Genomic DNA, 25,791 nt, shown 5'->3' with positions numbered 1-25,791 from the left:
AATACCTCCGTCAATTTCCTAAAGCTGTTTTTCCCAGGCGTACCGGGTTTTGATCATTGCCCTCTTCACAATCGTGCAGGGTAGCTGCAGGATAAATATTGCTCAATCTGCCGAGCAGATCCACCACAACCCGAAGGCGGTAAGAGACTTCTTTATATTTATCGTATCTGTCTTTCAGCATAAATTTTATTTCTTTAACGACGCTATTCCAGTCGTTAAAAGTAAGGTCTTTGCATAACGCCAAATCAGGGAGTTCAAATGCAGGGGTAAATTCATCGGGAGTTCTTCCCGCAGTAAAATTGTTCTCAAACCAAGTATGAAATTCCATGCCGCACTGCGTTAAAATGGCAGCGGCGCATTTGCACAATGCCTCTTCTGTGGATTCTTGGGTATCAGAAATAGACACCAGCTTCTTTGCAAGAATTGCCGCTACGCGCTCATGCAAGCGTTCTTCCATCCAGTCGATTTTTGCATTGGCCTCTAACCACTTGTCCCAGGCATCTTCAAACCTATTGAACTGCCATTCATTGAATGCTACCCATTGGAAATGCTCAACCATTTTTGTCTGAATTTCAGTCCACAAGGGATCTGAAAGAGTGGTGCAAGAAATGTCATTGGGCTTCATCTTCATACTAAATTCCATTTCCAAGTCCTTTTTCAAGGGATCGGGGTGAATGTAGTCCAGGGTTTTGTCTTTGTACCATTCTCTGAAGACCTTCCTGAATTCCGTATAGATGTCTATAGCGCACTCACATGCATCGGTTTCGGAGGGACTTTCCCCCTCGCCTGTCTGCCCCTCCCCTTCCAATAGCTCCGCTAGTTCTCCGATGACCGGATCACAGAGGTCTTCGTCAAAACCATTGTTATCGACCCAGCATATCTTGCCCAGGAGGTGCGCGGGCGTTTCCTGCCTGATGGTCCTGTCTGCAAAATCCCGCATCTCCATATTTATATTGAACGGCTTTATCCAGCCAGGCATTACAAAGGTCAGCCGGAAAGAGTAGGGGTCCTCGTCGCCACACGTTTTGCAGGTGCCATCCGCACAGACAGGATAGAGCGCATCGCCAGGGAATTTGGGACGCAGCAACAGATGCTCTACCACAATGAATCTCAAATCGGGAAGACCAAGCAACAGGCCGATACGTTTCTTCAAGGCCGGAACATCGTCAGATGCAGGTGGTTTTGTATAATCAAAGGCCTTCGCCCGATCACGGCTAATGAACGGATAGGCATTGAGGAATGCAATCTTGTCTTCGACCAAATCCTTGAGCGCCACCTGTTGGCCTTCCAGATTGGTGAGCAGCAATGCATATTCACCAAACTGTTCACCGAATCGGGCCATGATGTGGTCCAGGAACCGGTTTCGTCGTTCCTGAAACTCCTGTGACGTTTCGGCAATGCCTTCCACAGCGTTTTTATCAAGCCCTTTCTTAATCTCATCAAAGCCCTTTATCAGCGCTTCTTTAAATTCTTTTACGAAATACGTGCGCGTAACTCCGGTGTCGATGGAAAATAGCTCGGCAGTATGAGCCAGTTGCGTGAGTGCATCACCCAGCAGTTGCTCGAAGACCATCAAATACGCCTTCAACTGTTTTGCCTGCGCCCTCCGCTCATCGGAAGCATGAGACGGCAACCCGTCAGGACCTATGCCATAAGTCAAAGGAAAGCTGTATTGAACCGGAAAATAATCATCGGGATTGCGATATTTACCCGCAGGGACCGGTAAGTCATTCGGCGCACTTTTTACCTTTGGGCGTTCTGCCTCGCCGCGCAGTTGGGTAAGGGTGTCTCTGGCCTCATCCATGTGCGACCGGAAAGGGAGTCCGTTTTTATAAAAGAGGAAATGCGAGCCATTCACATAAAGCCTTGGCTGATGCTGGTCGCTGATATACAGCAGCCAGGATGCGCTGGTTATGCTGGCATCAAAAACAGGTTTTCCATCGCTGCTCCAGGATGGATCAGCGGCGCCTTTGACGATATTACCCTCGGCATCGTACTTAACCAGTTGCAACTGGTTAACAGCAATTACTCCATCAATATCCATCAAAAGGTTGATAATATCAGAAACCCGCAGTACGGATTTCAATGAGGCAGCGTCCAGATCCTTTCCTTTCATAAATCCGCTGTTAAGCTCCGGCCCGTTGAATATTTCTTCCACCGGTTCTCCGGCATCCATCAATTCCTGTAAGGTGTAAAACGGCACCGGCGGATTGAAATACCGTTCGATCTCAAACCAGATGCGTGCCTGCACCCATTCGATATCCGCATCTGGCTTGACCTCCACATCAGCACAAACGGCGACATCTTCAAGATTGACGACCCTAACCTTGCAATAATCCTCATCAAGGTTGCGATGATTGTGCAATGCAGCCTTTGCACTTGCGATAGATTTTTTCGCTTTCTTCGTCTTATCGCGATAACGCCGGATAACAATGTTGCCCACATTGTTATCAATGAATAGAACTTTCATGTATGCAGCGGTCAGAGCTTGTCGCGCAACCGTATCGCTGAACAGACGCATGGTTACATTTTCTATGGTGAAGAGCCTGGTGAAAGATTGAATTTCGAGGTCAAGGTAAAATATACCTCTCCAATGCCTGCGTAGATATTCATCTCTCTCATTATCCGTTTTCAGGCTTGGGTCGGTAAACACATCATAGGTTTTTGTTGCGCCAAGCCGCATTTTGGTTACGGTGAAGTCTGCTGAATCGTTTTGAAACGATTCCCATTCCTCGCTATTTTCAATGCTTTGCTTGGGGAAACGCAATTCTATAGTGACAGGATGGTTCTTGTCATTTTTATCAGGAACAACTGTGGCATATTCGACCTTCTGATCATTCAGGTCGCCCAGTTCCGGGTCGGCTTCCAATTCAAGAAGCACATCATATAAACCCTGAGGTTCAACTTTTTTAGTCTGTAAGGACAGTTGTGGTTCCGGCTTCTGGTACGACAGTTTCAACTGGTCTTTCTCGCACCATGCATAATAAGAGACGTCGCACGCGCATTTCTTGCAGAAAACCCAGGCATTCCGCACGGATTCCAGATCAATGAGCAGCCGCCGAAAATCATCCGGCGTCCAGGGATTTACGGTTAAAATTTCCCTTGCCGTAAAAAAAGCCTGTTTTGAGAAAGGTTTATTCGGTTCCGGCGTCAGTAGGTCATTGATATCCCAGCCCGCACGATAAGCAATATCCGTAAGGGCATAACAGAGCGCCTCCAGGATGGTAATCCCCGGATCATGGATATTATAATCCGTCCACAGAGAACTGCCCATCTGCTCAATAAAGGCAATTCCCTCCCTGCGGAGGCGGTAGAAATCCTGCGCAGGTTTCAATTCATAATGTTTTGGTATGGTTTTAGATAGTTCGCTCATGTTGCCTCACACGGACATTTCTCCCCGGGCGTTTCCGCCACGACGGGGTTAATTGCGTCAATAACATGTTTTCTGGCAGAAACCAGGATGGAAACGGCCCTCGATCCCTCAACCTCATCCTTTTCTATTGTCTGCGGATTGCCATGGAAGTCATTGAAAGAGTGGAATAGCTGAAAATCTGTCACATAATCCACATACGGCAGGTCTTCCACAAAGTTGATCAGCACCGATTTATAGACTTTCCCACCAAAGGAAGGGCTGCCACCGCCTGGGAAGGCCCAGGGAGAGAGGAAACGGGTAATGGCTTCCTGCAGTTTTTCTACATAAAAAGTCTCATCAAGACCGGTGTTCAAGTGGACTCTACATTTAACAAGGACCTCTTCAAACTCCGGATTTCTGACATGGAGCGTGACAAAACATGATAAACGCTTACTCAGGAAAGCGCCTATTTCCTCAAGAAGTCCCAGGCTCGTGTAAGGCCTGAATGGGTCACGGAGGTTGCGGACCTGCTGGCCTGGAATGGTGATGATCGTGACGTGACCGGGGGCAAGTTCCCTGTAAACACCTTTTCCGCTTTCGTCTGGCTCATACTGCAGGTGATTCAGGCATTTAACCTTATAGATTTGCGGGAACGCATCCAATATCAACCGCTCATAGTCCCACAGGGTAATGCCGCGGTCCTTGTGACGCAGTCGTTCGCTGACTCGGGTATAAAATGCCTTAGAGTCTTCCTTTCCTCTTCCGCCGAAGGTAGCAAAGGGCTGCGTGATTTTTTTGACTGCGGCGTCGGGCTGGTCCAGTTTACTGATGGTCCCTGATTCCAGCGCTTTAGCCGGAAAGGTTGGATCATTGCCTTTGTCCGTAAAAGTGGCCTTCAGAGCCTGAGCCGCTACCAGTCGCAACCGGCATACGGCGTCACTTCCGGATGCCACTGCCGCCCGTAGCCAGTGCATCCCGGCTGTCAACAGGGTATTGGTATCCGATGCATCCCGGGGCAGGGCAAAGGTAATGATGCCAGAATTGAGGAGTCCGCCGGTCTTATCTTCCATTTCATCTTTGGCAAAGGGTATCCATTCATTGCCACGCAGGTAACTCCAATGGATATGCGGATCGGGCTTTTTCGATAGAGGATCGGCTGTGCCGTCTGCCACCTGGAAGAGCAGAGCAAGGTTCTGTGGCGGCTTGAGATCGGTAAGGCCGATATATAATTCTGCTTCACTACTGCTGACAGCGCCATCACGCCAAAAGCAGAACTGCGGGAGAAGGAAAACTTTGTTTGCTAAATTAAGAAACGGGTGTTGTTCGGCGTATCCGAAGGAAGCGACATGAAAGAATCGTGCCTGACGTTCATCAAAATTAGATTTGTTTGCATTGTTGAGGGTTATTGATTGTGTTGCTGTGTAATCCAGTGTTAGTTCTGTCACGAAGGGGCCGATTGGCGGTAGTGGTTTAATATCGTTATCTGTGAGAGTTTTATCAACAACTTTTTTTATATAAGCACTCAATGCCTGTTCATACTCATTCTGACCAAAATCATTGTCTAATTTCAGCCTAACAAAGCCATGTCTGGAGGAAGAATTGTAATGCACTGATTCCGATAAATCGGGGGCATCGATGTACGGACTATAGCCTCCGCCCAATAAGGGGAACGAACTACTCGTTATTGTTGTTGTTGGCTCTGGAATGCTGGGCGGTTGCCACACTCCAGCCAGAAGATAATCGGTTTTAACATTAACCGTTTTATTATTAAACGGAGCAGGGTCACTTTGCCACTCCACCTTAACCGTGGCAGCCAGCGTTTTTTGAAAGACCTCTTTCGAGCCGATGATTAAAGCGCTATTTTCCACCGGTGATGCACCAAATGGCTGAAATGGTTTAGAGATATCCACCGGACCGAAGTCATTGGAAACAGCAAGATTTTTCAGCCGTTTGACATCCACTGTAAGATCGATCTGATTTACAACGACATCTTGAAGTTGAGGGTAGAGATATGGAGAATCATCCCTATGCTTTAGTTTTACCAATAATACCGGCAGATTGGTGGCGAAGTTATAGCCGTGCACCTTAGCTAAATAAGGCGTTATGGCTGGATCCGCGCCGGACAACTCGATTTTTAATTTTAGGCTACTGCCACTTTCTTTATTAAATTCCGAGACCTTGCCTGCAAACCACTCTTTTTCTGTGGTTAAGAAACAATCTATATCCTCCGTGGATAAATTCAAATTGTTAGGCAGAGATGTTGTCGTAAACTTGGCCGTAATTGTTCGGGTCCCCCCTGCCATCAACAAATAATGCGAGGCAATAGCAAAACCGATTTCCGCATGCGGCATTTTGATTTCCAACAGAGCCCCGTCCTGATAGATCTTGTTGTGAAAGGGATGCCAGGACTTGTCTACGGAAGTCAGTTCCGCCCCGATTCCATCATCGGAATTGGCGACCGGGGAGGCATACAATCTGCCCTGATGTATACCGGACTGTGCTTTTCCCACCTTTTCTTCGCCATGCCGGTAAATCGTTTTCAATTCCATTACCTTTGCCTGGTTTGCGACAAAATCGTAATCATTTGCAAAATAAGCGTCTTTACCGAGATCATCTTTCCCTGCCTTGAACAGTACACCTTTTTTGAATTCATAGACGCTAATCTGTTTTGCCAGTTCGACCAGCAGATGCGCATGTCCCGGTTCAGCGGCTTTTTCCTTGAGACGAAGAATTTCCCGGTAATAAAAATCCAGGTGCCTTCCTGTAAGCGTATTCATTTCCGTACGGGCGAATTCAAACAACCGCAGGAAGGCAAGAAACAGCGCATAATGCGGCTCATGGCGATCCCATTCGGTAAAGGTTTTTTCCAATGCCAGTCCTGCTTCCTTAACAATACGGGCATAGACTTTCAGAAACTGGTCAAATATAGAAGTAAAGAGATTGTGCGTGGCAATATGGTTAACACGATCAAAAATAGTGTTACCGCTACCGTAAATTGGAGTCGAAGGATATTTAGACAGATCGTTTATATGATTGAGATAATCGGCCCATTCTGTTGCGCTGTCTTCTTTTGGAATCCAATCCTTTGAAAGTCCCTGTTTTTTGATTACGTCCTCGAATGTTATCTTTGCCCCCATAATGCTGAAGGTGGGTTCTTTATCTTCAAAATAAGGTGCATTCGGAGGAGGTGATGGTGCTGGGTTTAATCCATCCCGGTAGTATAGCATCATTTTATTGAACGCCTGTGATAATTGATTTTGTATCAGATTCTGCAGGGCAACTTTGAGGGGAATTTCGACTGGCAACCCCTCTTTCAGCACATCCAACTGTTTGGCAAGGGTGCCGGCGCAACTGAAGAGACAGCCTAAAGTGTCTTTTAATTCTTGTTCTTTTGATTGCTTGTCACGGTTTTTTAAAAAATCAAAATATCCTTTTATATTGGATCTATAATTATCCACATCCTGCACTGCTGCAACGGCAAGTAACACCGACACATCATTGTTAAAAAATGCCTGCCAATCGCCTTCCCAGACGTTGTTAGAATTGTAGTATTTCAGGTAGGCGGCATATGCCTGAGCGAAGACCATGCGATGAGCAACGGTGCGTTCGTCCACAGGGGCGTATGCAGGATCGAGCGCCGGAGGAAAGCGTTGTTCCTGACTTGTGCCTTCGAGGATAAGCTTCAATGAGTCCGTATTTTGTAAACAGTTCGTGGCATTGCTCATATCAATCTTTATCAGGCAGAAGGTTAATCGTTGTTGTAAGATTAATGTCCGTTCCCTCTAATTTGTAGTAGGGATAAACAAAATTAAATCGTGAATTGGTCGATTTCACCCGGTAGATAACTTCTATCAGGACAACTCCCTCTAGCTCACGGCTTTCATCCAGGCTCACTTTTTCCAATTCTATACGCGGTTCGTGGTAAAGAATGGCAGACTCCACTTTATCCGCCATCAGGGTCTTCATGCGCGTGTCCAGACTCTCAAAGACCAGTTCTTCCAGATTACAGCCGTATTGTGGCTGCATCACCCGCTCTCCTTGAGCAGTGCTGAGGAGCACTTCGAGGCTGGATACAATATCAGCCTCCTGTTCCAGCATTTCCACGCCCTTGAAGGTTCGGTGGAATGAGGGGGGGAAAGACCATCCACGTCCCAGAAATTCTTTGTTCATGCACTATCCTCCAATCAATACCGTTAGCGCTCCAGGTGGTATTATGGCGCCGCCTGATGCAGTTATATCCGCAACTCTGGCGGCTGGCATTCCTCCGATCATCACGGTGGCTGAACCTTTCACAATGGCGTCTACGCCGCACGTATCGCCCATACGCGCCGCCGAAAGCCCTCCGATCAAAACCGTTGGCGCACCCGGCGGAATAATCGGAGTTGGAGCCCCCATGGTTGCTGTACTGACAATTATGTCGGTTACACGCGCTGCAGGCATCATATATACTTACTCCTAACCATAACAAGTCGGAAAAGGCAAATCAGAATCACGAAATATGTGAGTCTGCCCTGTCAGGGTTTTAAACCCTGACAGGGTTAATTTTACCGTATAGGAATTTCAATGCCCCCCATAATCTCCCCGTAAACGTGGGAGAAACAGGGAGGTACGTCGCCGAAGGCCTAATTAATTCATATTTCTCGCTAAAAAACGTCAAATCTATTTTCAGAAAACCCTATTGTCGAATCAATTGATTTGAACAACCCCGCCCTGTATCACGGTTGTGGCACTTCCCTTTAATGTCGTACTTGCACCGGAAACCTCGGCGCTGGCTGTTCCGGCAGCCTTGAAGGCAGTTTGGGCTTTTACGTCGATATTCATGCCCTCAATCTTAATGTCTTTGGCGGCTTTCATCAGAATATCTTTGCTGCTCTCGATTTTTATCCCGCTGTCGTTTAACGTTATCTTATTTCCATTTTGATCTTCAACAATGACAGCCTTGTCCTCCTCCGACAAGGTGATTTTGTTTCCTCCCGGTGTTCCAAGCACTACAACTTTTTTTTCGTCATCAAAGATAAATTCCATTTTTTCGCGGCTGACATAGCCCTTCCTGTGATTATCATCTTTTGCCGGTTCAGGGGTCGGTTTGGCGCTGCTGTGGCACATCCCCAGCACTACAGGATGACGCGGGTCATCATTGAGGAATCCCACTACCACCTCGTCGCCAATTTCGGGACGGAAAAAAGTGCCCCGTCCTTTCCCGGCATCCAGTGTGGCAATACGAGCCCAGACACCCTCTTCGGCAACACTGACTAAAGGAAGCCGCACTTTAATCCTTTCCTCACCATCCGGATCGTTTTCCAGCGCTGTAACAATCCCAATTTGCAGACCTCCCACCGCGGGAATTAAGCCAGCGGCAGGCAAAGGGCGCAGGTTATACGTTTCGACGAATAATTCTGTGCTCAATCCAAACTGAACATCCGTTTCCCAGTTGCCGCCCGTCACCGTGTGACGAACGCCGGAGACATACATTTTCCCCTCAAACCGTTCGCCAATGCCGGTTACTTCAATGATTTTACCCGGTAATACCTCAGCAAAACCCTGAAACTTTGCCCTGCCGCGCACCTTTGCAAAACGCTCCTTCATCAACCGGCCATCTGCCCAGGTCTGCAACTCCGGCTCTCCAAGCGTACCCCCGTGCCTGATATCAAGTTTTTCTCCGCCAATAACGTCAGCCAGACTCTCCGGCGAAAGATTCCCGATGTCCATTGCAGGAGGCTCTTTTGCCTTTGCCTCCGTAACTTTTTGTTCTGCAGGATTCCAACTGGACGCCAGAACGCCTTTGCTTTGACGCCGCGCATCTATTTCGGCATCCAATTCCAATAACGTATTTCCAAATTTGACGCTAACCACCGGCGCATCTCCAATGTCTGGTTGAGTAACAACAACTTTCCCATCGGTTACTATAACGACCTGACCATTCGCTTCGGCCCGGCACAGGAGGAAATCCCAGTCTGTGGAATTATATTGGGTAACGTTTTTTAAGTCAGGTATAGTAGGCTTTACCTCCTTTTGTAATGAGTATGAGCCGATAATTTCTTCCATAATCTCACTGTCTTTTTTATCGGTAAAATAGCGGCTCTTTGCGCCGCTGGTCATTTTTACGGATTCATCCCGGCACTCTACCGTGAGAAAACTTCCATTCTTACGAATCCTGATGCCGTTCTTAATAACAATTCCTTTGAATACCGAATTATTCTGCGAACGATAACCGAGCTGTATCTCTATTTTTTTCCCGGGGATAAAAAGATCGCTGTTGCTCGCCTCAAAGGTAGATTTGGATGCCTCCCCATCCAGAAATTGGATTACCGCAGCCGGAATACGATTCAATTCTCTGGTCACAGAAACCGACAACACATGAAATCTGCCGGGGATTTCGACCCCATCTACAAGAATGCCAATCGTGCATACATCGGGTGTTGCAGGTGTTGGAATGGTTGATTCGTTGCTCACCGTTGCTTACCCGTCTTTTCAATTGGCGGAAAAGCAATATCTTGTCCAGGCGTTAGCGACCGGAAATTGCCCAGGCCGTTTGCTTCCGCAACTTTAAGATAATATTTTGAGTCTCCATATATCCGGTAACACATAAGCGGCAGGGTATCGCCGAGCTTCACCTTACGAGAATGCGTCAAATCAGACGACTGCTTGTTTTCCTTTGCCGCCCGTTTTTGTTCTTCAATGCTACTTTTAAACTTGACTTTAGCTGTTGCCCGAATGGGAGTCCCATCGGTTTTGAACATCTTATAAGTGATACCGACGTCAGTAACCCTGCCCTTGAAAATTGAATTTTCACCCCACACCAGCTTGAAATGACGCGGCTCGTGGGCATCGCCCTTGTATTCAATTAATACCTGTTTGAACTTTTTTATGTCGTCAGCGATTGAATCATGTGGTTTACCGTCAATAATCCCTGTGTTATCAAAGAGAAACTCGAAGGTGATTTCCTCCGGTTCAGTATACTCGTATTTTAATTGCTTACCGCTCGTTCCCTGCCCCTGCCCTGACTCAGAAAACTTGAGTTTATAGTCAAGCGTATAAGTTTCCGGGTTGATCAATGCCTCAAAACTGTCTTTCGCCTCCATTTTTCCGCCGCTTTCAGCGGCTTCGGAGCTATCGAAGGCGAGGATCAGCATCTTCTCCAATTTACCGTAAGCCATCAGCGCTCCGCCTTATTTTGGATAATTTGCAATACCTGTTCTACGCATTCCGCCACTATTGCCTCTTTCGCATCAGCAGCAGGATTGCTGCCGGAAGCGACCCTTCGGACTCCCCCCGGTTGGCCGATTTGCGGTGTATTGACTGAAACGCGTATATGGAGTTCTTTAATTTCGATAGGCATTCGCAATCTCCTTTTTTGCCCTTATTGAATCGTAAAATAACGATAGGAAAGCTCCATCGTCTCTATGACAACTGAATTTTCACTGGCATTCAAGTCGCTGATAACCCATTTCCTGGGGATGGCATTAACCACATTCCAGGTACGCAAAGGCTCGCCCTTTTCGTTCATCAGAATAATGCTGACTTCCGTAGGCTTAAACTCACGGTCACGGAAGGCATTGAGGAACCACTTGATCACTTCAGAATCCGTCAGCATACCGCGCTTCAGCGCCAGATCCGCATATTTGGTGCGCACGGGCAGCTTGTGGACAAAACGATTTTCGCCGCCTTCCTTATACTCTTCCATGTCGTATTCCACGGACAATCCTGAAACCGTCTGAAAACGCGCGTCATTCTTGTTCTGGCTGATGCCGAATTTAACCTGATAGTAAAACCCCCACGGCGGATAATAGTCGCTCATAGCACATCTCATTAAATTTTCATTAATTTCAACCCTTCATGGGCAACCTCAATACTCTCTATCGCTGCTTCATTCGCATCAGATTTCAAATCAGGGGCGGTAATCTTTATGGGAAAGCACCTGGTGGCCGACCACGCCGCCACGGGTTCGTGCTTTTCATTCAATAATCGGATGACCACGTCACGCCGATTTCCCACCCTCTCGTTGGCTACAGCATCCAGCCATACATTGAAATCAAAATCTTTTTCAAATTTGCCTCGTTTCAGGGTAATGTTGTTGTTTTTGATCAATCCCGGCATGGCTATTTTATTGAAGTCTTTGCTGTCGCTATGCCGATATTCGATCTTTTCCCTCTCCATAACAAGTCCTGTCACTTCGGTGAAACTGATTTTTGCCCCACCCCAATCCACCTGAAAGTGAAATCTGGGTATTGGATATTCCTGTGCCATGGTGTTCTCCTTTCAATATATGTTATATTGTTTTCAGTTTTTCCAAAATATGCTGGTTGCGTTCTTTCCTTGCTGTTTCCAATGCTTTTTGCTTTTCGTTAAGTTTATTCTTTGCCACCTCCACTGACAACTCTTTAGTTCTTGCGCTCATTTCATCTGCGTCGAGTTTGGCCCACTCTTCTAGCAGTTTATTTTTGAAATCCTTCTCAGACAAAATATCAGTTTTCGTTGCATCCAAAAGTTTCTTGCTTTCCTGGAGAAAGAAATACATATTAGCCGTATCTTTATCATCTTCTTCCTGTTCTATTCGTTTCTTTAAATCTTTAAGCGTTTTTAGGTTGTTCTCAATGACCTTTTGTTTAGCCTTAAAGGAATTGTATTCATTCTGACTCATGTCACGTTTTTCTTTTGCCCCTTCGTATTCTTTCTGTGCATTTTCGACAGCTTCCCTTAGCGAATCGACCTCCTTTTGGATAGTATCTATGGAATCATCAAACCCCTTGATTGTAGAGTCAAAGTCCTCCTTCTTATCCTTTATGGCAGTTTCGATCATAGGCTCCTTTAAACTAATGTAACTTTCGATTTCAGTTTCATCCTTTTGAATAACTGTGAGTCCTTGCTTGTAAGCATCTGATAACTGATTAATCTCTTTTACTATCTTTTCTAAATTCGCTATATCTCCTTTTAAGGTATTTTTTTCTTTTGTTTTACTTTCGATTATCCCTTCTGTGGTCTGCAATGTATTCTTCAAGGTTTTCAATTTGTCTTCAACATTTTCAGCCATTTTTATCTTCCTCCTTTAAATTTCCCAATTAGGCGTCTATTTCAATCTTTTGAAGTGTCCTGTGCAGAGAAAGCGCTATGGACGAACTCTTTATGGTTTTGGCCTATGGACAGGCCAAAACATCGCCTTTCGTTTATGACTCAGCCATCTTATGGGAGAATCTGAGAATGATAAATTCGGCAGGACGAACAACAGCCATGCCGATCTCGACAATCATACGGCCTTCAAGAATATCAAGGGGGGTCATGGTTTTGCCAAGTCCAACCGCAACATAAAAGGCATGCTCGGGTTTCACACCCTGCAAAGCGCCTTGTCGCCAGAGGAAAGTGAGGAAATTCTCAATCATTCCCTGCACGCGCACCCAGGTATTGGCGTCGTTCGGTTCGAAGACAAATTGTTCCGTAGCCTTTTTGGACGATTCTTCCACAAAGTTGAAAAACCGACGCACGTTGATATAGCGCCATTCATTGTCGTTTCCTGCAAGGGTGCGGGCGCCCCAGACAAGAGTCCCTTTGCCGATAAAAGCGCGGATAGCGTTAACAGATTTTCCGGCTGTGGGATCTACGTTCATTTGATCCTGTTCCGTATTAGAAAACTGAATCGTAGGCTTAATGACGCCATTCATGCTAACGTTAGCTGGAGCCTTCCAAACCCCACGGCTGTTATCTACGGCTGCATAAATGCCTGCAATAGACGAAGAAGGAGGCATTTTGCAGGACATATCCCTAATTGCGGCCTTAGCTAATTCATACACACGGCTACTTGTAGTTTCCAGGGTATCTAGTTTAACCGGAGAAGCTGCAGCGCCATTGGTTACTACTGTTACGTCGATTTGTGTCTCATCACAAGCAAAATCTAAGACGGTTTCTATGTTTGGGCCATAGACAGCTCCGTATTTGAGATTGCCGATGCCAATGCCATTTGACCTAAAATTTCCTACGGCTGTTAGCAGATTGGCGTTCTGGTCCGATAAGGATACGGTATCTCCATGCAAATCCATAATGACAAAGCGATCCTTCAAATCAGCGCATTGCTTAAGAGCCTCGTCGTGAAGGGATTTGAAATCTGCGATAGAAAGACTTTGCGCCTCCGGTATAATTATCAGCGTTGGTTCGTCCTCTTTGATTAAGACGTCTAGTCCTGCTTTTAATTCAGTTTCTACCAAGCTGTCACCAAAGTTGCTCTTGTAACGCTCTACAGAGACAATGTAGCAAGGACCTCCTCCATTTGCAAAAAACATCTGAAGCGCGTAATACATGATATGCTTCGAACGGTCCGCTTCTGCAAGGCTAGCCGTCGCTTTCAGTTCGACCGTGACGCCATTCTCTTGCTTTTCGTCTATGAAAACTTTGATTTTTTCTTCTTTTTGTGCAACACCGAAGTATTTTTCATACTCAACCATAGACGAAATCCTCGTCGGCTTTAAATGCAGGTCATTAGCAACCTGGTCATCTGCTTTCTCCGTGTACCCGATAAATGCCGGGATTGCCGTCTCCACCGGTGCAATAGAGGGTGGAAACTTGGGGATCTCCTCGATGTATACCCCAGGGGTTTTATACAATGTTGGCATGTCATTTCCTCCTTTCTGATTAAAATTCGAGTTATATCTTCAGTTACAGGGTGGCATGGACAAACGTGTTTGTCCATGTTGTTTGAATATACACACGGACTTGGAATATATCACACGGACAAACACGTTTGTCCATGCCACCCTATAACCCGCTTAAATAAAATGAAAATTCCTATACAATGAAATTAAATGTTATACATAAATTTCCGAGACAAGCTGGGTGATTTTGACTCCACTTTTCATGGCCTTTACCAGACCTTGCGACGGTTTTTGCTTTGCGCCTGCATTTCCATAATGGGATAACGGAAGCGGGGCAGTTCCGGTAGAAACTTCAGCGCCGGTTTTCTTGTTGAAGTATTTCCAGAACGTTGAGCGATTCTTGAAACGGATCTGAAAAACCGTGTTAGGTGCTTTCGCATGTCCATTACCGTCGACAAAACTAAAATCCTTGTTATCCAGCCTCACAGCGGATAAACGAATAAGTGCAAATACATTGTCAGGAATATCATCCGACAACACTATCCCCCGTGAAGGTTTACCAGAAAGGCCAGCAGGTGACACAATTGCCGGAACGTCATCCTGATTGACAAATACGGGCACACTGTCCTTATTGACTTTCAAAAGCTGAGTAGTTGCATCAGGCTGATCACCAGTCAATTGATACAGCTCGTTTCCCGATTTAATGAGTGATTCCACCGTGTCGTCTGCAGCAAGGTCAGGAAATTCCCTGGACAGGAAAAGAGCCTTATTATCGCCGGTCCATCTTGAAGCCCCTGTCAAATTTGACAGCACAGGCACGTCCTCTTTGAACCGGTAAGTTTTATCTTCAGGTTTATGGTATAATTCATAAATTTTCTGAGGACGCAGAGTCAACGCAGTGTAGTTGTAAAAAGCAGGGTCAATGACCGTCACTGTAAATTCGAACTTCGTTTCTGCCGGAATCACAGCATCCTGCGGAACCGCAACCACGCACCCCAGTGCCGTGTTCTTATACACACACCCAAAACCCCTGAGAGACTTTGAAGTTGAAGCCGTTGGCGACACTGAAAGGAATTGGCGCATGTCATACGACAGCAGACGTTTGTCCCGTTGCGTCTGTGTTGATATCAAATCGAACACCGTCGCCCCATCATCCAGCCAGTAATGGTGGAGCAACTGTATTTCAAATAACCGTTTATATCCGTTTATAATGATCTCACCCATATTAAGGCGCCACCGTTTTCCTGTGATGGAAACTGCTGACAACTTCGGTAATAAGCCCGCTTTCGCTTTGGACTGCTCTGAACTTCATTTCAAGCATTCTTAAGGTGTACAGAACAAAAGGATACTGTTTGCCCCCCAAAGTACCCCACAGATGATTGACTTCCTCTAAGGTTGGAGAATATAAATCAAAAATAAGCTTAAACGTTTCTAATTGGTCAAGAGGGTTAATTGGGCTCGAATTCGTTATCGAACCAGGGGAAACATTGTCTTGCGTAAACACGTTTTTGGACTGGAAAAAACGTATTACCCTCGATAATATCAATAATGCGTTGGTGTAATCCGTATGGGTTGCAGCCATAAGAATCAAAAAATTGAGAAAAACAGGGGGATTTTCATAAACTGCTCTGAGCGTTGCGTCGTTTCGTATATAGTTTGGCAGGTTCTTCAGGGTTTTCTCATCTTTAATATTTACTACCGATAAGTAAAGCCTGTCTCTTTCGCCAGCGGTACCTGAAAATCCCTCTGCCAAATTTCTCAATCCAACCTGAGGAGAGTTAGAACCGTAGCTTTCGGCGAGGTGTGCATTCAACTCATTCATTACAATGGTTAAGGCATGTGAAAGCATCTTGTCCCTCTTCTCTAAGGTTCAATCAGACGTATAATGCATGATCCTTAATACGTAAAAACGAAAAAGCCTTACTGCAAAGTTCGTGGGTAAAACATCTTCGGCAGTAAGGCTGTCTTTTTAAGCAAGTTTGTCTTTTGAACTACATCCTTGTATGTTTAAAGACCCTTTACTTTGCGTCCCCTGATCACTCAGGGTTTGCCCTTATCGTAATGCTTCTGTTTGTTCGTTCGTGTATTGCGGTAAAGTGACATAATGTCGTTACGATGTCAACAAAAAAACAATTTGTTGACAAAAAAGAACGGCATCACACTTTCATAAATCGTTTTGTTTTAAAATCTTGTTGTAACAAAGCGCTTTAAAGAATTTGTTGCAGATAGCTTACTTTGCAGAACCCACCATCAATGGTTTTTGTAAGAAACAATCGATGTATAAGATAACATCCCCGATATTTAGCTTATCCGGCAAGAGCTGCGGACTCTATGATTTTTACCCTCATTTTCACGAATAGCCTTGTATCCTGTTGCTTCATGATTTGCAACCAAACGTCTATATCCTTTTTCCATACAACCGGCTCCAGAACAGTAACACGGGAATCAGGAAGGACGTTTTTTTCATGGATATTGTGTGGGAGTATTGTTATTTGACTTTGTGCCTATTTTGTGATGACTATTTGTTATGTGCGAAATTAAGGACGTCAGGAGAATATGCAAATGAAGGGGCAAAAGCGGTGTTGTCCGGTTAGAAATTTGCGTGTCTTGTTTTATTGCTCTCGGGAGGTAATTCCCGCATGTTTTTAGCGGGAATACAGGAAGTTCAGGGTTCACTGGATACTCGATAAAAGCGTTCAGGTATGACAAAAACGTACCCGCAAATTTCTAACCGGACAATGCTAACAAAATATGTAACTTTTCAAAAATGACTTGAATTCTTAACTTGTTTCGGTATATAAAAGGATATTATTTCGAGTTTTTTAGGGCGAGTTACTAAAAAGTCAACTTTATATGATTTTGTTCATAAATTTGAGGGATTGTTCATGTCTGAGCCAGTAGTATATTGTTCTTGTGGGAATCTAAAAGAATATGGAGGAAATTGGCAAATTACCTCCCGTTCTTTTAAAGAGGCATTTAAGCTACTTAAAGATCGCGAATCTCTTATTTCGCAAGAAAAATGTCCCATTTGCAGATGTATAGATGCGGGAGAGATTTTACTATCTCTTAAAAATCTTTAATGAGACTGACATTTAAAGTACAGCTTACTGCCGGCTTCCGTATAATTACTTGATTTTTATTTATTATTTAGATAGAATGCGCCAAGTTTTTTTGAAAAATCATCCTAAACTAAAACACCTTTACGGCTATGTGAATTGGTAATTCACGAATTGCTGCTATAGAACATAAGGCCTTTGCATTATTGGAATTTTTCAAAACCAAACTGTTGTAATAAGTCATTCATCTGTTTGTAAAAACTTTGGATAATACGCACGTTGATTGAGCATCTGTTTGTTCTATCTATCACCCTGTTTGCACTCGGCGCACTGTTTGCCTTATGTTTTTATAAATGGCAAATGCTGGGAAACTACCTATCGTTTATTTTGGCGGCCATCGCCTCCTGCGTTAATATTGCAATAGCCATATCGGTATTATTCAACCACACTGCCGAGCGGTTCAATTTTCTTTTATATCACGCCATTATTACCTATAGTTTTTTAATTGATTCGCTCTCTGCAATTTTTATTCTTGCTATATCCGTTATCAGTCTCATAGCTTCTGTTTATTCTCTTGGATACACAAAGTTGTACGTTAATAAACGGGATATGCGGTTTTTTGGTTTTCATTTCAACCTTTTTCTTTTGGCCATGATCCTTGTGGTAACTGCAAACAATGCCCTGGTATTTATGATTGTATGGGAGCTCATGACGATAGTTTCTTTCTTCCTTGTTATTTTTGAATACGAAAATCCCTTTCATAGAAAGGCCGGTTTTGTCTATCTTTTCATGTCTTATATTTGTGCAGTATTTATCTCTGTCGCCTTTTTTATTATGTTTTCCTATGTAAAGACATGGACATTTGACTTTGATAGCTTCAGATACGCCGGAGACATAATGCCGGCTATATCCAAAAATATTGTTTTTTTTCTGGTGCTTATCGGTTTTGGTATAAAAGCCGGTATTTTCCCTTTGCATCTCTGGCTCCCTTTGGCGCACCCCGCTGCGCCCAGTAATGTATCTATGGTTATGTCGGGAGTGATGATTAAAACAGCCATCTATGGTTTTATCCGGTTTTACTTTGAATTCCTTACACCAAGCCCTCCCTGGTGGGGAATCATCATTCTCATTATTGGCGCTTCATCAGCGATCTTAGGTATCCTTTATGCCCTACTGGAGAAGGATATTAAGACCTTACTTGCATATAGTAGTGTCGAAAATATCGGTATCATCCTTATTGGCATTGGGTTGTCAATGATCTTTAAATCATATAATCTCATGGCATTATCGTCTCTTGCAATGATTGCTGGTCTGTATCATGTATTGAATCATGCGGTATTTAAGTCTCTGTTGTTTGGTTGCGCCGGGAATATTTATTACTCAACCCATACGAAGAATATAGAACAACTAGGTGGACTGATCAAACGATTACAGGTAACAGCTCCTTTATTCCTGGTGGCAGTGCTATCGATTTCAGCAATTCCCCCCCTGAATGGGTTTGTGAGCGAGTGGCTTATTTTTCAATCATTGTTAAACGGCTTTACCATCCCTTCCGTGATTGTAAAGGTGTTAACTGCTATTTGTGGCGCTACTGTTGCCTTGACAGGGGCGCTCGTTGCCACTTGTTTTGTGAAGGCATTTGGGATTTCCTTCCTTGCCATGCCTCGCTCTGAATATGCGCAGCACGCCAGGGAAGTCCCTGTTATTATGTATGTAAGTATGGGGCTTCTGGCAGGGCTCTGTATATTTATGGGGCTTTTTCCTGTAAAAATTATGACGACAATTAATCATGTCAATACCGAATTGTTAGGTGTGAATATTGCACATACAATTACTTCATACGATTGGTTGCAGACGAAGACCCTTCAGACCAATTTTTCTGAAATATCACTAAAAAGTGTCACGGTTTTTGGTTTAATGTTTTTTGCAATTACCGTTGGAGCAATAACTTTAATAAATCCTGGTTTTACCAAGAAGATATATAAGACATGGACATGTGGGATTTCTCCGGAACCGAGGTTTGGGTACACAGCAACGGCCTTTTCTAAACCGTTCAGGATTATTTTTAGTAACTTATACAGACCTCGCCGTGAGATAGAGACCACATATACCGTTCCCAAGTATTTTGTAAAGTCCATAGTATATATTGCTGAAATAACGCCCATTTTTGAAAAATATTTTTACGCCCCCCTTTCGAGATATGTTTTAAGCATATCAAACAAAGTAAGATGGATACATACCGGGAGCGTTCACATCTATCTTGTCTACATTTTTATCACTTTAATAATCTCGATGTTGGTTATCGGATGGTAGGATATCGGTCTTGATTCAGCTTATTATACTTCCCATTCTCCAGATCGTTGTTATTGCAGGATTATCTCCTCTGATCAAAGGGTTTATTAATAATATAGAGGCCCGTTTTCAATGTCGGAAAGGTTCAAGTTTGTTTCAGCCGTATTACAACCTCGCGAAGCTCTTCCGGAAAGATGCCGTAATATCGGAAACGGCGTCGTGGATCTTTATAGCAACCCCATACGTGACCTTTGTATCTATTTTGATTATAGCACTTTTAGTTCCGGTCCTTTCATCAACCGTTCCTGCAAATTTTACGGGTGATGTCATTCTCGTTATTTATCTTTTTGCATTAGGAAGGTTTTTTCTTGCACTTTCATCCCTTGATACCGGTAGTGCGTTTGGTGGCATGGGGGGCAGTCGTGAAATGACAATCTCTTCCATGGCCGAACCCGCCATGATGCTTTCTGTTTTTAACGTTGCTATCATTAATGGTTCTACTAATTTGAGCAATATTACCCAGGCCATGCTTAGTTACAAATTACTGAGCCCTTCGCTCTTTTTATCCCTCGCCGCCCTTGCCATTGTAATTATTGCGGAAGCGGGCAGGATTCCCGTTGATAATCCATTTACCCATTTAGAATTGACGATGATTCACGAAGGAATGATTCTTGAATTTTCCGGGCGGTATCTTGCTTTAATCGAATGGGCATCCTGTATGAAATTGCTCATATTGCTAACGATCCTTGTAAATACCTTTTTACCCTGGGGCATTGCTTCCGGTCTTACTTTTCCAGGGCTGATCGTTTCTTTTTTCCTCTATATCGTCAAAATTGGGTTTTTTGCATTTCTCATTGCTATTGTTGAGTCTTCCTTTGCGAAGGTGCGATTATTCCGTATACCAAACCTGTTAGGAACTTCATTTGTTTTGGCGGTCCTCGCAATTATTACTCATTATATAGTGAGCTAATTTGTCATGAAACAACATATCATTGTCAATTCGCAAACTATTGATGTCCTGGCAGTCATGATGCTCATAGCAACGATTTTACATATTAGTACCGGCCGGTTGACTACCTGCGTATGGGCGTATGCTATCAGGTCCTTTATCCTGGCGTGCGCAAGCGGGATAATTGCATATCTTTCCGGTATTTACCATATATTTATTACCACGGGCATTACCCTGGTGATTAAGGTAGTTATCATCCCATGGTTCCTTTTCTACATCATAAAAAAAGTCGGGATTAAAAAAGAGGTAGAATCCTTTCTGAGTTTTACCTTGTCGCTACTGTGTTCCTGCGGCGTTATCCTTGTTGCATATTATGCGACAGAACCTATTATTCAATTTGAAAGCACCCTCATGAAGCATTGCCTTCCTATTTCAATAGCTATCACCCTTGTGGGATTTTTTACCATGATTACCAGGAAAAAAGCGATTACGCAGATCCTCGGTCTTTTAGCGATGGAAGACGGTCTCTTCTTTGCTGCGTTATCCACATCATACGGTATGCCTCTCATCGTAGAGCTGGGAGTTTTTTTTGATATCCTGGTGAGTGTGATCATTATGGGCATCTATGTCTACCGGATTAAAGAAACGTTTGAGAGCATCGACATAGGTTTTTTAAAAGAACTCAGGGAGTAGAATGCTTATATCAATTTTTCTCTTTATACCACTGATAACCGCTGTCGCCTGTGTTCTTATAAAAAAACACAACGTATCTAAATATATAAGCGTCGCCGGTAGCTTTGCGCTTTTACTCTATAATATATACCTTGGTTATACTATCTACCTTAATCGTTCATTAACGGAACTCAATGGCTTTTTCTATGTAGACGCACTTAGCTTGCTCACCGCGCAGATTGTCAGCGTTGTTGGTTTTGCCGCTGCCTTATATTCGATAGGTTATATGGACGCAGAACTCCATGCGGCGGAGTTTCCTGAAAAAAGGTTGCGCTGGTATTACTTCCTTTTCCACATGTTTATCTTCACCATGCTGGCGGTTTGTGTGGCCAACAATCTGGGTATCATGTGGGTGGCAATTGAAGCCACGACCTTATCCACTACGTTCCTGGTAGGTTTTTATAATAAAAAGCCGCACCAGGAGGCGGCGTGGAAATATATCATCATCTGCACCGTGGGGATTACCCTGGCGTTATTTGGCGTTATTCTTACCTATCATTCGTCTAAAAATGTGGTGGGTGAAATTGGATATGCGCTGAATTGGACGGACTTGCTAGCTGTGGCTGACAGGTTTGAGCCGCATCTGATGAAACTTGCCTTTCTCTTTATCATCATTGGGTATGGCACCAAGGCAGGCCTTGCACCCATGCATACGTGGCTGCCCGATGCCCATAGTCAGGCTCCGTCACCCATCAGCGCCTTGTTTTCTGGTGTACTATTAAATTGTTCCCTGTACGGTATCATTCGCTTCCATGTTATTTCATCAAAATGCCTTGGGCCAAATTATTCATGCACCCTTCTTATGGCGTTCGGGCTTACCTCTGTCATTGTTTCTATACCTTTTATCCTTGTGCAAAGGGACTACAAACGGTTATTTGCCTTTAGTAGCATTGAACACATCGGTTTTATTGCGCTCGGTTTGGGTTTTGGCGGTATGTATAGCATTTACGGCGCTGAGCTCCATACTTTTAACCATGCGGTGGCAAAATCACTCCTGTTTTTTTGCGGGGGTAATCTGTTCTTAAAATATAAAACGAGGGAAATGGAATCGATAAAAGGAATTATCAGAACAATGCCCGTTACCGGAGTAATTTTGATTATCGCGGTCTTTGCCATTACGGGCATCCCGCCATTTAATATATTTGTCAGTGAATTTATAGTCCTGGCCGATGCTTTTTCAAGCGGGAGTGCATTTGTCCTTATATTTACATCACTGCTTATTGTATTTCTCGTGCTTATTTTTGTGGGTTATATAAATAATATATTCAAAATGATTTTTAGCGAGCCCGCAGAAACTGTTGTCCAGGGAGAAGTAAGCAAGTTTACCATTGCTGCTATGTGTTTTTTATTGATCTTTGTGCTGATCATTAGTTTCTACGTGCCACCCATCATGCGGGTAATACTCAGTCAAATCTCTGATATTATAAGGAATGCGTAATGAAAGAGCACCGGCAATTTTATCTTGACGAATTGACTGATCGGTTCAAAGATACTATTAACATTACGAAAAGCTTCCTGGAAAATGAAATATATATTTCTACGAAAAAAGAAAATCTATTGGATGTCTGTGTCTATCTACGGGAGACTTTTCATGCGGGCCTTTCAGCAATGATCGGTAACGACGAAAGGAGCCTAAATGGGAATTTCAGAATTTACTACGTTTTTTCTGTGCCTCATGCAGATATATTTTTAATTGTTCATATACCCGTGAGTGAAGACCATCCGGAATTCCCATCGGTCACCACAAAAATTCCCGCTGCACACTGGTATGAACGTGAGATTAAGGATATGTTCGGACTTGAGCCCATTGGGCATCCTGATCCCGGCACGCTCGTACTCCATGGCAATATGCCGGAAAATACCTATCCTTTAAGGAAAGATTTTGATGTAAATACCCGTGTACCCCTTCAGGAATCCAGACTGCCATTTTTTAAAGTGGAAGGCGAAGGTGTTTTTGAAATTCCCGTAGGCCCCATCCATGCAGGCATTATCGAGCCGGGACACTTCAGGTTTAGCGCAGTCGGCGACAGCATATATTATCTTGATGCAAAATTGTTTTATACTCACAAAGGCACAGAAAAGTTGTTTGAGACGATGCCATATACGAAGGCTTTATTTCTCGCCGAGCGTATCTGCGGTGTTTGTGCCGCTTCACATGCAACGGGTTATTGCCAGGCTATTGAGAAGGTAGCGGGTGTTGAAATACCACCACGTGCGAAATTTATACGGACGATTGTTTTAGAATTAGAAAGGCTTTACAATCATATTGGTGACGTCGGGAATATCTGCGCTGGTGCAGCCTTCCTTTTAGGAAACGCACATGGGTTCAGGATTCGCGAGCGCATGCAACAACTCAATGAGACCATATGCGGAAACCGCTATTTAAGAGGGATGCTTACGATTGGCGGCGTGCGATTTGATATCAACAATGATTTAAAACAACATATTTTAGCTACACTCAGTGAGGTCAAAAAAGATTTTAAAGAGCTTACCAAAATTATATTCGCATCTTCTTCACTGTTAGACAGGTTTGAAACAACGGGCAGGTTGTCAACCGAAATTGCTAAGGAGTTAGGGGTTGTTGGCGTAGCAGCAAGGGCGTCTGGTATTGCAACCGATACCCGGCTTATTCACCCCTATGCGGCTTATGATAAAGTTGATTTTGACATCCCGATTTTTCATTACGAGGGAGATGTCCTTGCAAGGATACGAGTCAGGGTAGACGAAGTTTATCAGTCAATCTATATTATTGAACAGTGTTTCGATAAAATGGCACCGGGACCCTTAAAAATCCCTCTAGAGAAAGAGATTCCACCTTACAGACATGCCTTGAGTTATGTGGAGTCTCCGCGGGGTGAAAATATCTATTGGATTGCAACTGCGCCAGATAACAGATTGTTCCGGTATAAGGTAAGATCGCCTTCGTTCTGCAACTGGCCGGCGATTCCTTTTGCAATTCCAGATAACATTGTCCCTGATTTTCCTCTGATTAATAAGAGTTTCGAATTGTGTTACTCATGTACAGACCTTTAACAATCCAGTGTAGCGTTTCACAGAAATGTCTCCACATGTTACCGCTATTGCGGGCAACAGTGAAGCGATATTAGGTCTTTTATAAATAACAGATCGCTTTGCCGCTCCATTCAACAGAATGGCACCCGTTTGCATATAGGTTTTGTGAAACGATATACAAGACCACGAAATACATGAAATTACACGAAAAATAATTTTTGGGTTGGCTGAGATCCGTCTGGAATCTTATATCATAATGAACGCTATAAAACTATTAGGGTTTTTTTAATGTTTACAAAATTTCAAAAAAGTTTTCAAACCGGTGTAGTAACTTCACGGTATCCGAAAGAAAAAGAACCTGCCCCTCTTCGCTTTAGAGGGAGAATCGAAATAGACCATGAAAAATGCAGACACTGCAATGCCTGTGTAGAGGTGTGCCCTACAAATGCCTATACATGGGTTGAGGAAAAGGGGAAGCGGTATTTACAAATGTCACATGCCAAATGTATCTTCTGCGGAATGTGTGAGGAGGCATGCCCCTTTAAGGCTGTGACTATTACAAATGATTTTGAGCTTACCACAAAAAATAAAGATAATCTTTTAGTCAAAGCTGGTTTAGATGAAACAGCCTCAGTTGAAGATCTTGGGACGAAGCTGAAGGAAGAGATTTTTTCCGTTTTCAGGCGTTCGCTCCACGTTCGTGAAGTTGATGCGGGTTCCTGCAATGGTTGTGAATGGGAGGTTGCTGCCTTATACAATAGTCCTGTTCATGATTTACAGAGATTTGGGATAGATATTGTTGCATCACCACGTCACGCAGATTGTTTGCTCGTGACCGGGCCTCCAACGAGAAATCTTGAGGCTGCACTGATAAAGACTTATCATTCCACTCCTGATCCTAAGATGGTTATTGCCTTAGGTGCATGCGCATGCAGTGGCGGCATATTTAGCAACTGTTACGCCACAAAAAATGGGATTGACAATGTTGTTCCTGTTGATGTCTATATTCCCGGCTGTCCTCCCAGACCTCAGGCGATTATCTATGGGTTTCTGCTTGCTTTGAAAAGGATTAAAAAATAAGCGCTTAATCTGCTTTTTGTTTACACAACCCAACTTACTATGAAAGTTGGGCCAATCCGGACTTCTCACCAATATGCCAGACAAGCCTCTCTTATGATATAAAATGTTTATAAATAATAGATTGTATCCACAAGAGGACGGGTGAAGGTGAAAACAGGGAGTAATGGCAAAATCGGGTGCAGGGGTTAACAGGTTGTCCGCCCCTCCCGAACGACAGGTTGGGAGTTTTTTTGATTATGTGGTTTTCAGCGTCAAGACTCGAACCTCTTTCACCAAACGCGCATCAAGTCTGTCTTTTTCTATTTCAAGATCGTAGCGCGATTGAAGATTGAGCCAGAATCGCTCTGACAGTCCGAAATAACGGGAAAGTCGCAGTGCGGTATCAGCGGTGATTGAACGTTTGCCCTGCACGATCTCATTGATACGGCGAGGCGGCACGCTAATATCCTTGGCCAGTTTATACTGGCTTATTCCCATAGGTTCCAAGAATTCTTCGAGTAGTATTTCTCCCGGATGAACAGGCGTCATCTTTTTCATTTTCATAATGCACTCCTAATGGTAGTCGATTATTTCAACATCATAAGCATCACCTTGACGCCATCTAAAGCATATTCTCCACTGGTCATTGATACGAATGCAGTGTTGGCCTTGCCGGTTCCTGGAAGGAAGAAAAGAAGGAAGAAAAGGGTCACCCATTAGAAGGCTTTTGTCAAGCGAAAAAAATTCTCTCTAGCAAAA

At 44.0% G+C, this 25,791-nt stretch carries 20 protein-coding genes, 1 pseudogene and 1 riboswitch; of the genes and pseudogenes, 6 read left to right on the top strand and 15 right to left on the bottom strand.

The features are described 5' to 3' along the window. Positions 1–10 precede the first annotated feature (10 nt). The 13 genes from BIY37_RS12385 to BIY37_RS12325 all read right to left on the bottom strand — a co-directional run bounded on the left by BIY37_RS12385 (position 11) and on the right by BIY37_RS12325 (position 15,781). Positions 11–3,373 carry a hypothetical protein gene (locus BIY37_RS12385; protein ID WP_070068158.1) on the bottom strand — a complete coding sequence of 1,121 codons (3,363 nt, stop codon included), beginning with the start codon at positions 3,371–3,373 and terminating at the stop codon, positions 11–13. After that, on the bottom strand, positions 3,370–7,077 hold the full coding sequence (locus tag BIY37_RS12380; protein ID WP_070068157.1) for a baseplate J/gp47 family protein: 3,708 nt from the start codon (positions 7,075–7,077) through the stop codon (positions 3,370–3,372). The genes BIY37_RS12385 and BIY37_RS12380 overlap by 4 nt, the downstream gene beginning before the upstream one ends. Before the next feature lies 1 nt (position 7,078). Then, positions 7,079–7,522 carry a GPW/gp25 family protein gene (locus tag BIY37_RS12375; RefSeq protein ID WP_070068156.1) on the bottom strand — a complete coding sequence of 148 codons (444 nt, stop codon included), beginning with the start codon at positions 7,520–7,522 and terminating at the stop codon, positions 7,079–7,081. Between the two features lie 3 nt (positions 7,523–7,525). After that, positions 7,526–7,795: a PAAR domain-containing protein gene (locus tag BIY37_RS12370; RefSeq protein WP_070068155.1), complete on the bottom strand. Its 270-nt coding sequence runs from the start codon at positions 7,793–7,795 to the stop codon at positions 7,526–7,528. 243 nt (positions 7,796–8,038) lie between these two features. Beyond that, positions 8,039–9,805, bottom strand: a complete 1,767-nt coding sequence (vgrG, locus tag BIY37_RS12365; RefSeq protein ID WP_070068154.1) for a type VI secretion system tip protein VgrG — start codon at positions 9,803–9,805, stop codon at positions 8,039–8,041. Next, on the bottom strand, positions 9,802–10,509 hold the full coding sequence (locus tag BIY37_RS12360; RefSeq protein ID WP_070068153.1) for a CIS tube protein: 708 nt from the start codon (positions 10,507–10,509) through the stop codon (positions 9,802–9,804). The genes vgrG and BIY37_RS12360 overlap by 4 nt, the downstream gene beginning before the upstream one ends. Next, a complete protein-coding gene (locus tag BIY37_RS12355) occupies positions 10,509–10,691 on the bottom strand; it encodes a DUF5908 family protein (protein ID WP_070068152.1) in 183 nt (60 codons plus the stop codon). Before BIY37_RS12355 ends, BIY37_RS12360 begins: the two co-directional genes overlap by 1 nt. A gap of 21 nt (positions 10,692–10,712) precedes the next feature. Then, positions 10,713–11,150, bottom strand: coding sequence for a phage tail protein (locus BIY37_RS12350; RefSeq protein WP_070068169.1), 438 nt, complete (start codon positions 11,148–11,150; stop codon positions 10,713–10,715). Between the two features lie 11 nt (positions 11,151–11,161). Next, positions 11,162–11,599, bottom strand: coding sequence for a phage tail protein (locus BIY37_RS12345; RefSeq protein ID WP_070068151.1), 438 nt, complete (start codon positions 11,597–11,599; stop codon positions 11,162–11,164). A 22-nt stretch (positions 11,600–11,621) separates the two neighbouring features. Next, on the bottom strand, positions 11,622–12,383 hold the full coding sequence (locus tag BIY37_RS12340; protein ID WP_070068150.1) for a coiled-coil domain-containing protein: 762 nt from the start codon (positions 12,381–12,383) through the stop codon (positions 11,622–11,624). Between the two features lie 133 nt (positions 12,384–12,516). After that, positions 12,517–13,953: a phage tail sheath family protein gene (locus BIY37_RS12335; protein ID WP_070068149.1), complete on the bottom strand. Its 1,437-nt coding sequence runs from the start codon at positions 13,951–13,953 to the stop codon at positions 12,517–12,519. Between the two features lie 192 nt (positions 13,954–14,145). Beyond that, complete coding sequence (locus BIY37_RS12330) at positions 14,146–15,156, bottom strand: hypothetical protein (protein ID WP_070068148.1); 1,011 nt, start codon at positions 15,154–15,156, stop codon at positions 14,146–14,148. A 1-nt stretch (position 15,157) separates the two neighbouring features. Next, positions 15,158–15,781, bottom strand: coding sequence for a Pvc16 family protein (locus BIY37_RS12325; RefSeq protein ID WP_070068147.1), 624 nt, complete (start codon positions 15,779–15,781; stop codon positions 15,158–15,160). A 99-nt stretch (positions 15,782–15,880) separates the two neighbouring features. Continuing rightward, positions 15,881–15,994: riboswitch (cyclic di-GMP riboswitch) on the bottom strand. A gap of 1,273 nt (positions 15,995–17,267) precedes the next feature. On the opposite strand from BIY37_RS12325, the gene BIY37_RS12320 reads away from it, so the two are divergent. The 6 genes from BIY37_RS12320 (at position 17,268) to BIY37_RS12295 (ending at position 25,053) form a co-directional block, all read left to right on the top strand. Then, the gene (locus tag BIY37_RS12320; protein WP_080325073.1) at positions 17,268–19,301 is read left to right on the top strand and encodes a proton-conducting transporter transmembrane domain-containing protein; all 2,034 of its coding nucleotides are present in this window, start codon (positions 17,268–17,270) and stop codon (positions 19,299–19,301) included. A gap of 10 nt (positions 19,302–19,311) precedes the next feature. Next, positions 19,312–20,250, top strand: coding sequence for a respiratory chain complex I subunit 1 family protein (locus BIY37_RS12315; RefSeq protein ID WP_070068145.1), 939 nt, complete (start codon positions 19,312–19,314; stop codon positions 20,248–20,250). Between the two features lie 6 nt (positions 20,251–20,256). Further along, the gene (locus BIY37_RS12310; protein WP_070068144.1) at positions 20,257–20,922 is read left to right on the top strand and encodes a hypothetical protein; all 666 of its coding nucleotides are present in this window, start codon (positions 20,257–20,259) and stop codon (positions 20,920–20,922) included. 1 nt (position 20,923) lies between these two features. Beyond that, positions 20,924–22,399 carry a hydrogenase 4 subunit F gene (locus BIY37_RS12305; RefSeq protein WP_070068143.1) on the top strand — a complete coding sequence of 492 codons (1,476 nt, stop codon included), beginning with the start codon at positions 20,924–20,926 and terminating at the stop codon, positions 22,397–22,399. Beyond that, positions 22,399–23,994, top strand: a complete 1,596-nt coding sequence (locus BIY37_RS12300) for a hydrogenase large subunit (RefSeq protein ID WP_070068142.1) — start codon at positions 22,399–22,401, stop codon at positions 23,992–23,994. Before BIY37_RS12305 ends, BIY37_RS12300 begins: the two co-directional genes overlap by 1 nt. Before the next feature lie 267 nt (positions 23,995–24,261). Beyond that, positions 24,262–25,053, top strand: coding sequence for an NADH-quinone oxidoreductase subunit B family protein (locus BIY37_RS12295; RefSeq protein ID WP_070068141.1), 792 nt, complete (start codon positions 24,262–24,264; stop codon positions 25,051–25,053). A gap of 234 nt (positions 25,054–25,287) precedes the next feature. On the opposite strand, the gene BIY37_RS12290 is transcribed toward BIY37_RS12295, so the two are convergent. Continuing rightward, entirely contained in the window at positions 25,288–25,596 is a 309-nt protein-coding gene (locus BIY37_RS12290) for a HigA family addiction module antitoxin (protein WP_179129399.1), read from the bottom strand. 9 nt (positions 25,597–25,605) lie between these two features. Beyond that, positions 25,606–25,710, bottom strand: a pseudogene (locus BIY37_RS14430) (type II toxin-antitoxin system RelE/ParE family toxin); the annotation flags it as partial. Between the last annotated feature and the right edge of the window lie 81 nt (positions 25,711–25,791).

The sequence above is a fragment of the Candidatus Brocadia sapporoensis genome, assembly GCF_001753675.2.
In the GTDB taxonomy this organism is placed as follows: domain Bacteria; phylum Planctomycetota; class Brocadiia; order Brocadiales; family Brocadiaceae; genus Brocadia; species Brocadia sapporoensis.
The sequence above is the reverse complement of the archived record's forward strand: the minus strand, read 5'-3'. Positions and strand labels throughout refer to the sequence as shown.

Bases quoted from the DNA above. Each gene is read 5' to 3' on its own strand.
- BIY37_RS12385 (WP_070068158.1), bottom strand. From the start codon at position 3,373: ATGAGCGAACTATCTAAAACCATACCAAAACATTATGAATTGAAACCT.
- BIY37_RS12380 (WP_070068157.1), bottom strand. From the start codon at position 7,077: ATGAGCAATGCCACGAACTGTTTACAAAATACGGACTCATTGAAGCTT.
- BIY37_RS12375 (WP_070068156.1), bottom strand. From the start codon at position 7,522: ATGAACAAAGAATTTCTGGGACGTGGATGGTCTTTCCCCCCCTCATTC.
- BIY37_RS12370 (WP_070068155.1), bottom strand. From the start codon at position 7,795: ATGATGCCTGCAGCGCGTGTAACCGACATAATTGTCAGTACAGCAACC.
- BIY37_RS12360 (WP_070068153.1), bottom strand. From the start codon at position 10,509: ATGGCTTACGGTAAATTGGAGAAGATGCTGATCCTCGCCTTCGATAGC.
- BIY37_RS12355 (WP_070068152.1), bottom strand. From the start codon at position 10,691: ATGCCTATCGAAATTAAAGAACTCCATATACGCGTTTCAGTCAATACA.
- BIY37_RS12350 (WP_070068169.1), bottom strand. From the start codon at position 11,150: ATGAGCGACTATTATCCGCCGTGGGGGTTTTACTATCAGGTTAAATTC.
- BIY37_RS12345 (WP_070068151.1), bottom strand. From the start codon at position 11,599: ATGGCACAGGAATATCCAATACCCAGATTTCACTTTCAGGTGGATTGG.
- BIY37_RS12340 (WP_070068150.1), bottom strand. From the start codon at position 12,383: ATGGCTGAAAATGTTGAAGACAAATTGAAAACCTTGAAGAATACATTG.
- BIY37_RS12335 (WP_070068149.1), bottom strand. From the start codon at position 13,953: ATGCCAACATTGTATAAAACCCCTGGGGTATACATCGAGGAGATCCCC.
- BIY37_RS12330 (WP_070068148.1), bottom strand. From the start codon at position 15,156: ATGGGTGAGATCATTATAAACGGATATAAACGGTTATTTGAAATACAG.
- BIY37_RS12325 (WP_070068147.1), bottom strand. From the start codon at position 15,781: ATGCTTTCACATGCCTTAACCATTGTAATGAATGAGTTGAATGCACAC.
- BIY37_RS12310 (WP_070068144.1), top strand. From the start codon at position 20,257: ATGAAACAACATATCATTGTCAATTCGCAAACTATTGATGTCCTGGCA.
- BIY37_RS12305 (WP_070068143.1), top strand. From the start codon at position 20,924: ATGCTTATATCAATTTTTCTCTTTATACCACTGATAACCGCTGTCGCC.
- BIY37_RS12300 (WP_070068142.1), top strand. From the start codon at position 22,399: ATGAAAGAGCACCGGCAATTTTATCTTGACGAATTGACTGATCGGTTC.
- BIY37_RS12295 (WP_070068141.1), top strand. From the start codon at position 24,262: ATGTTTACAAAATTTCAAAAAAGTTTTCAAACCGGTGTAGTAACTTCA.
- BIY37_RS12290 (WP_179129399.1), bottom strand. From the start codon at position 25,596: ATGAAAATGAAAAAGATGACGCCTGTTCATCCGGGAGAAATACTACTC.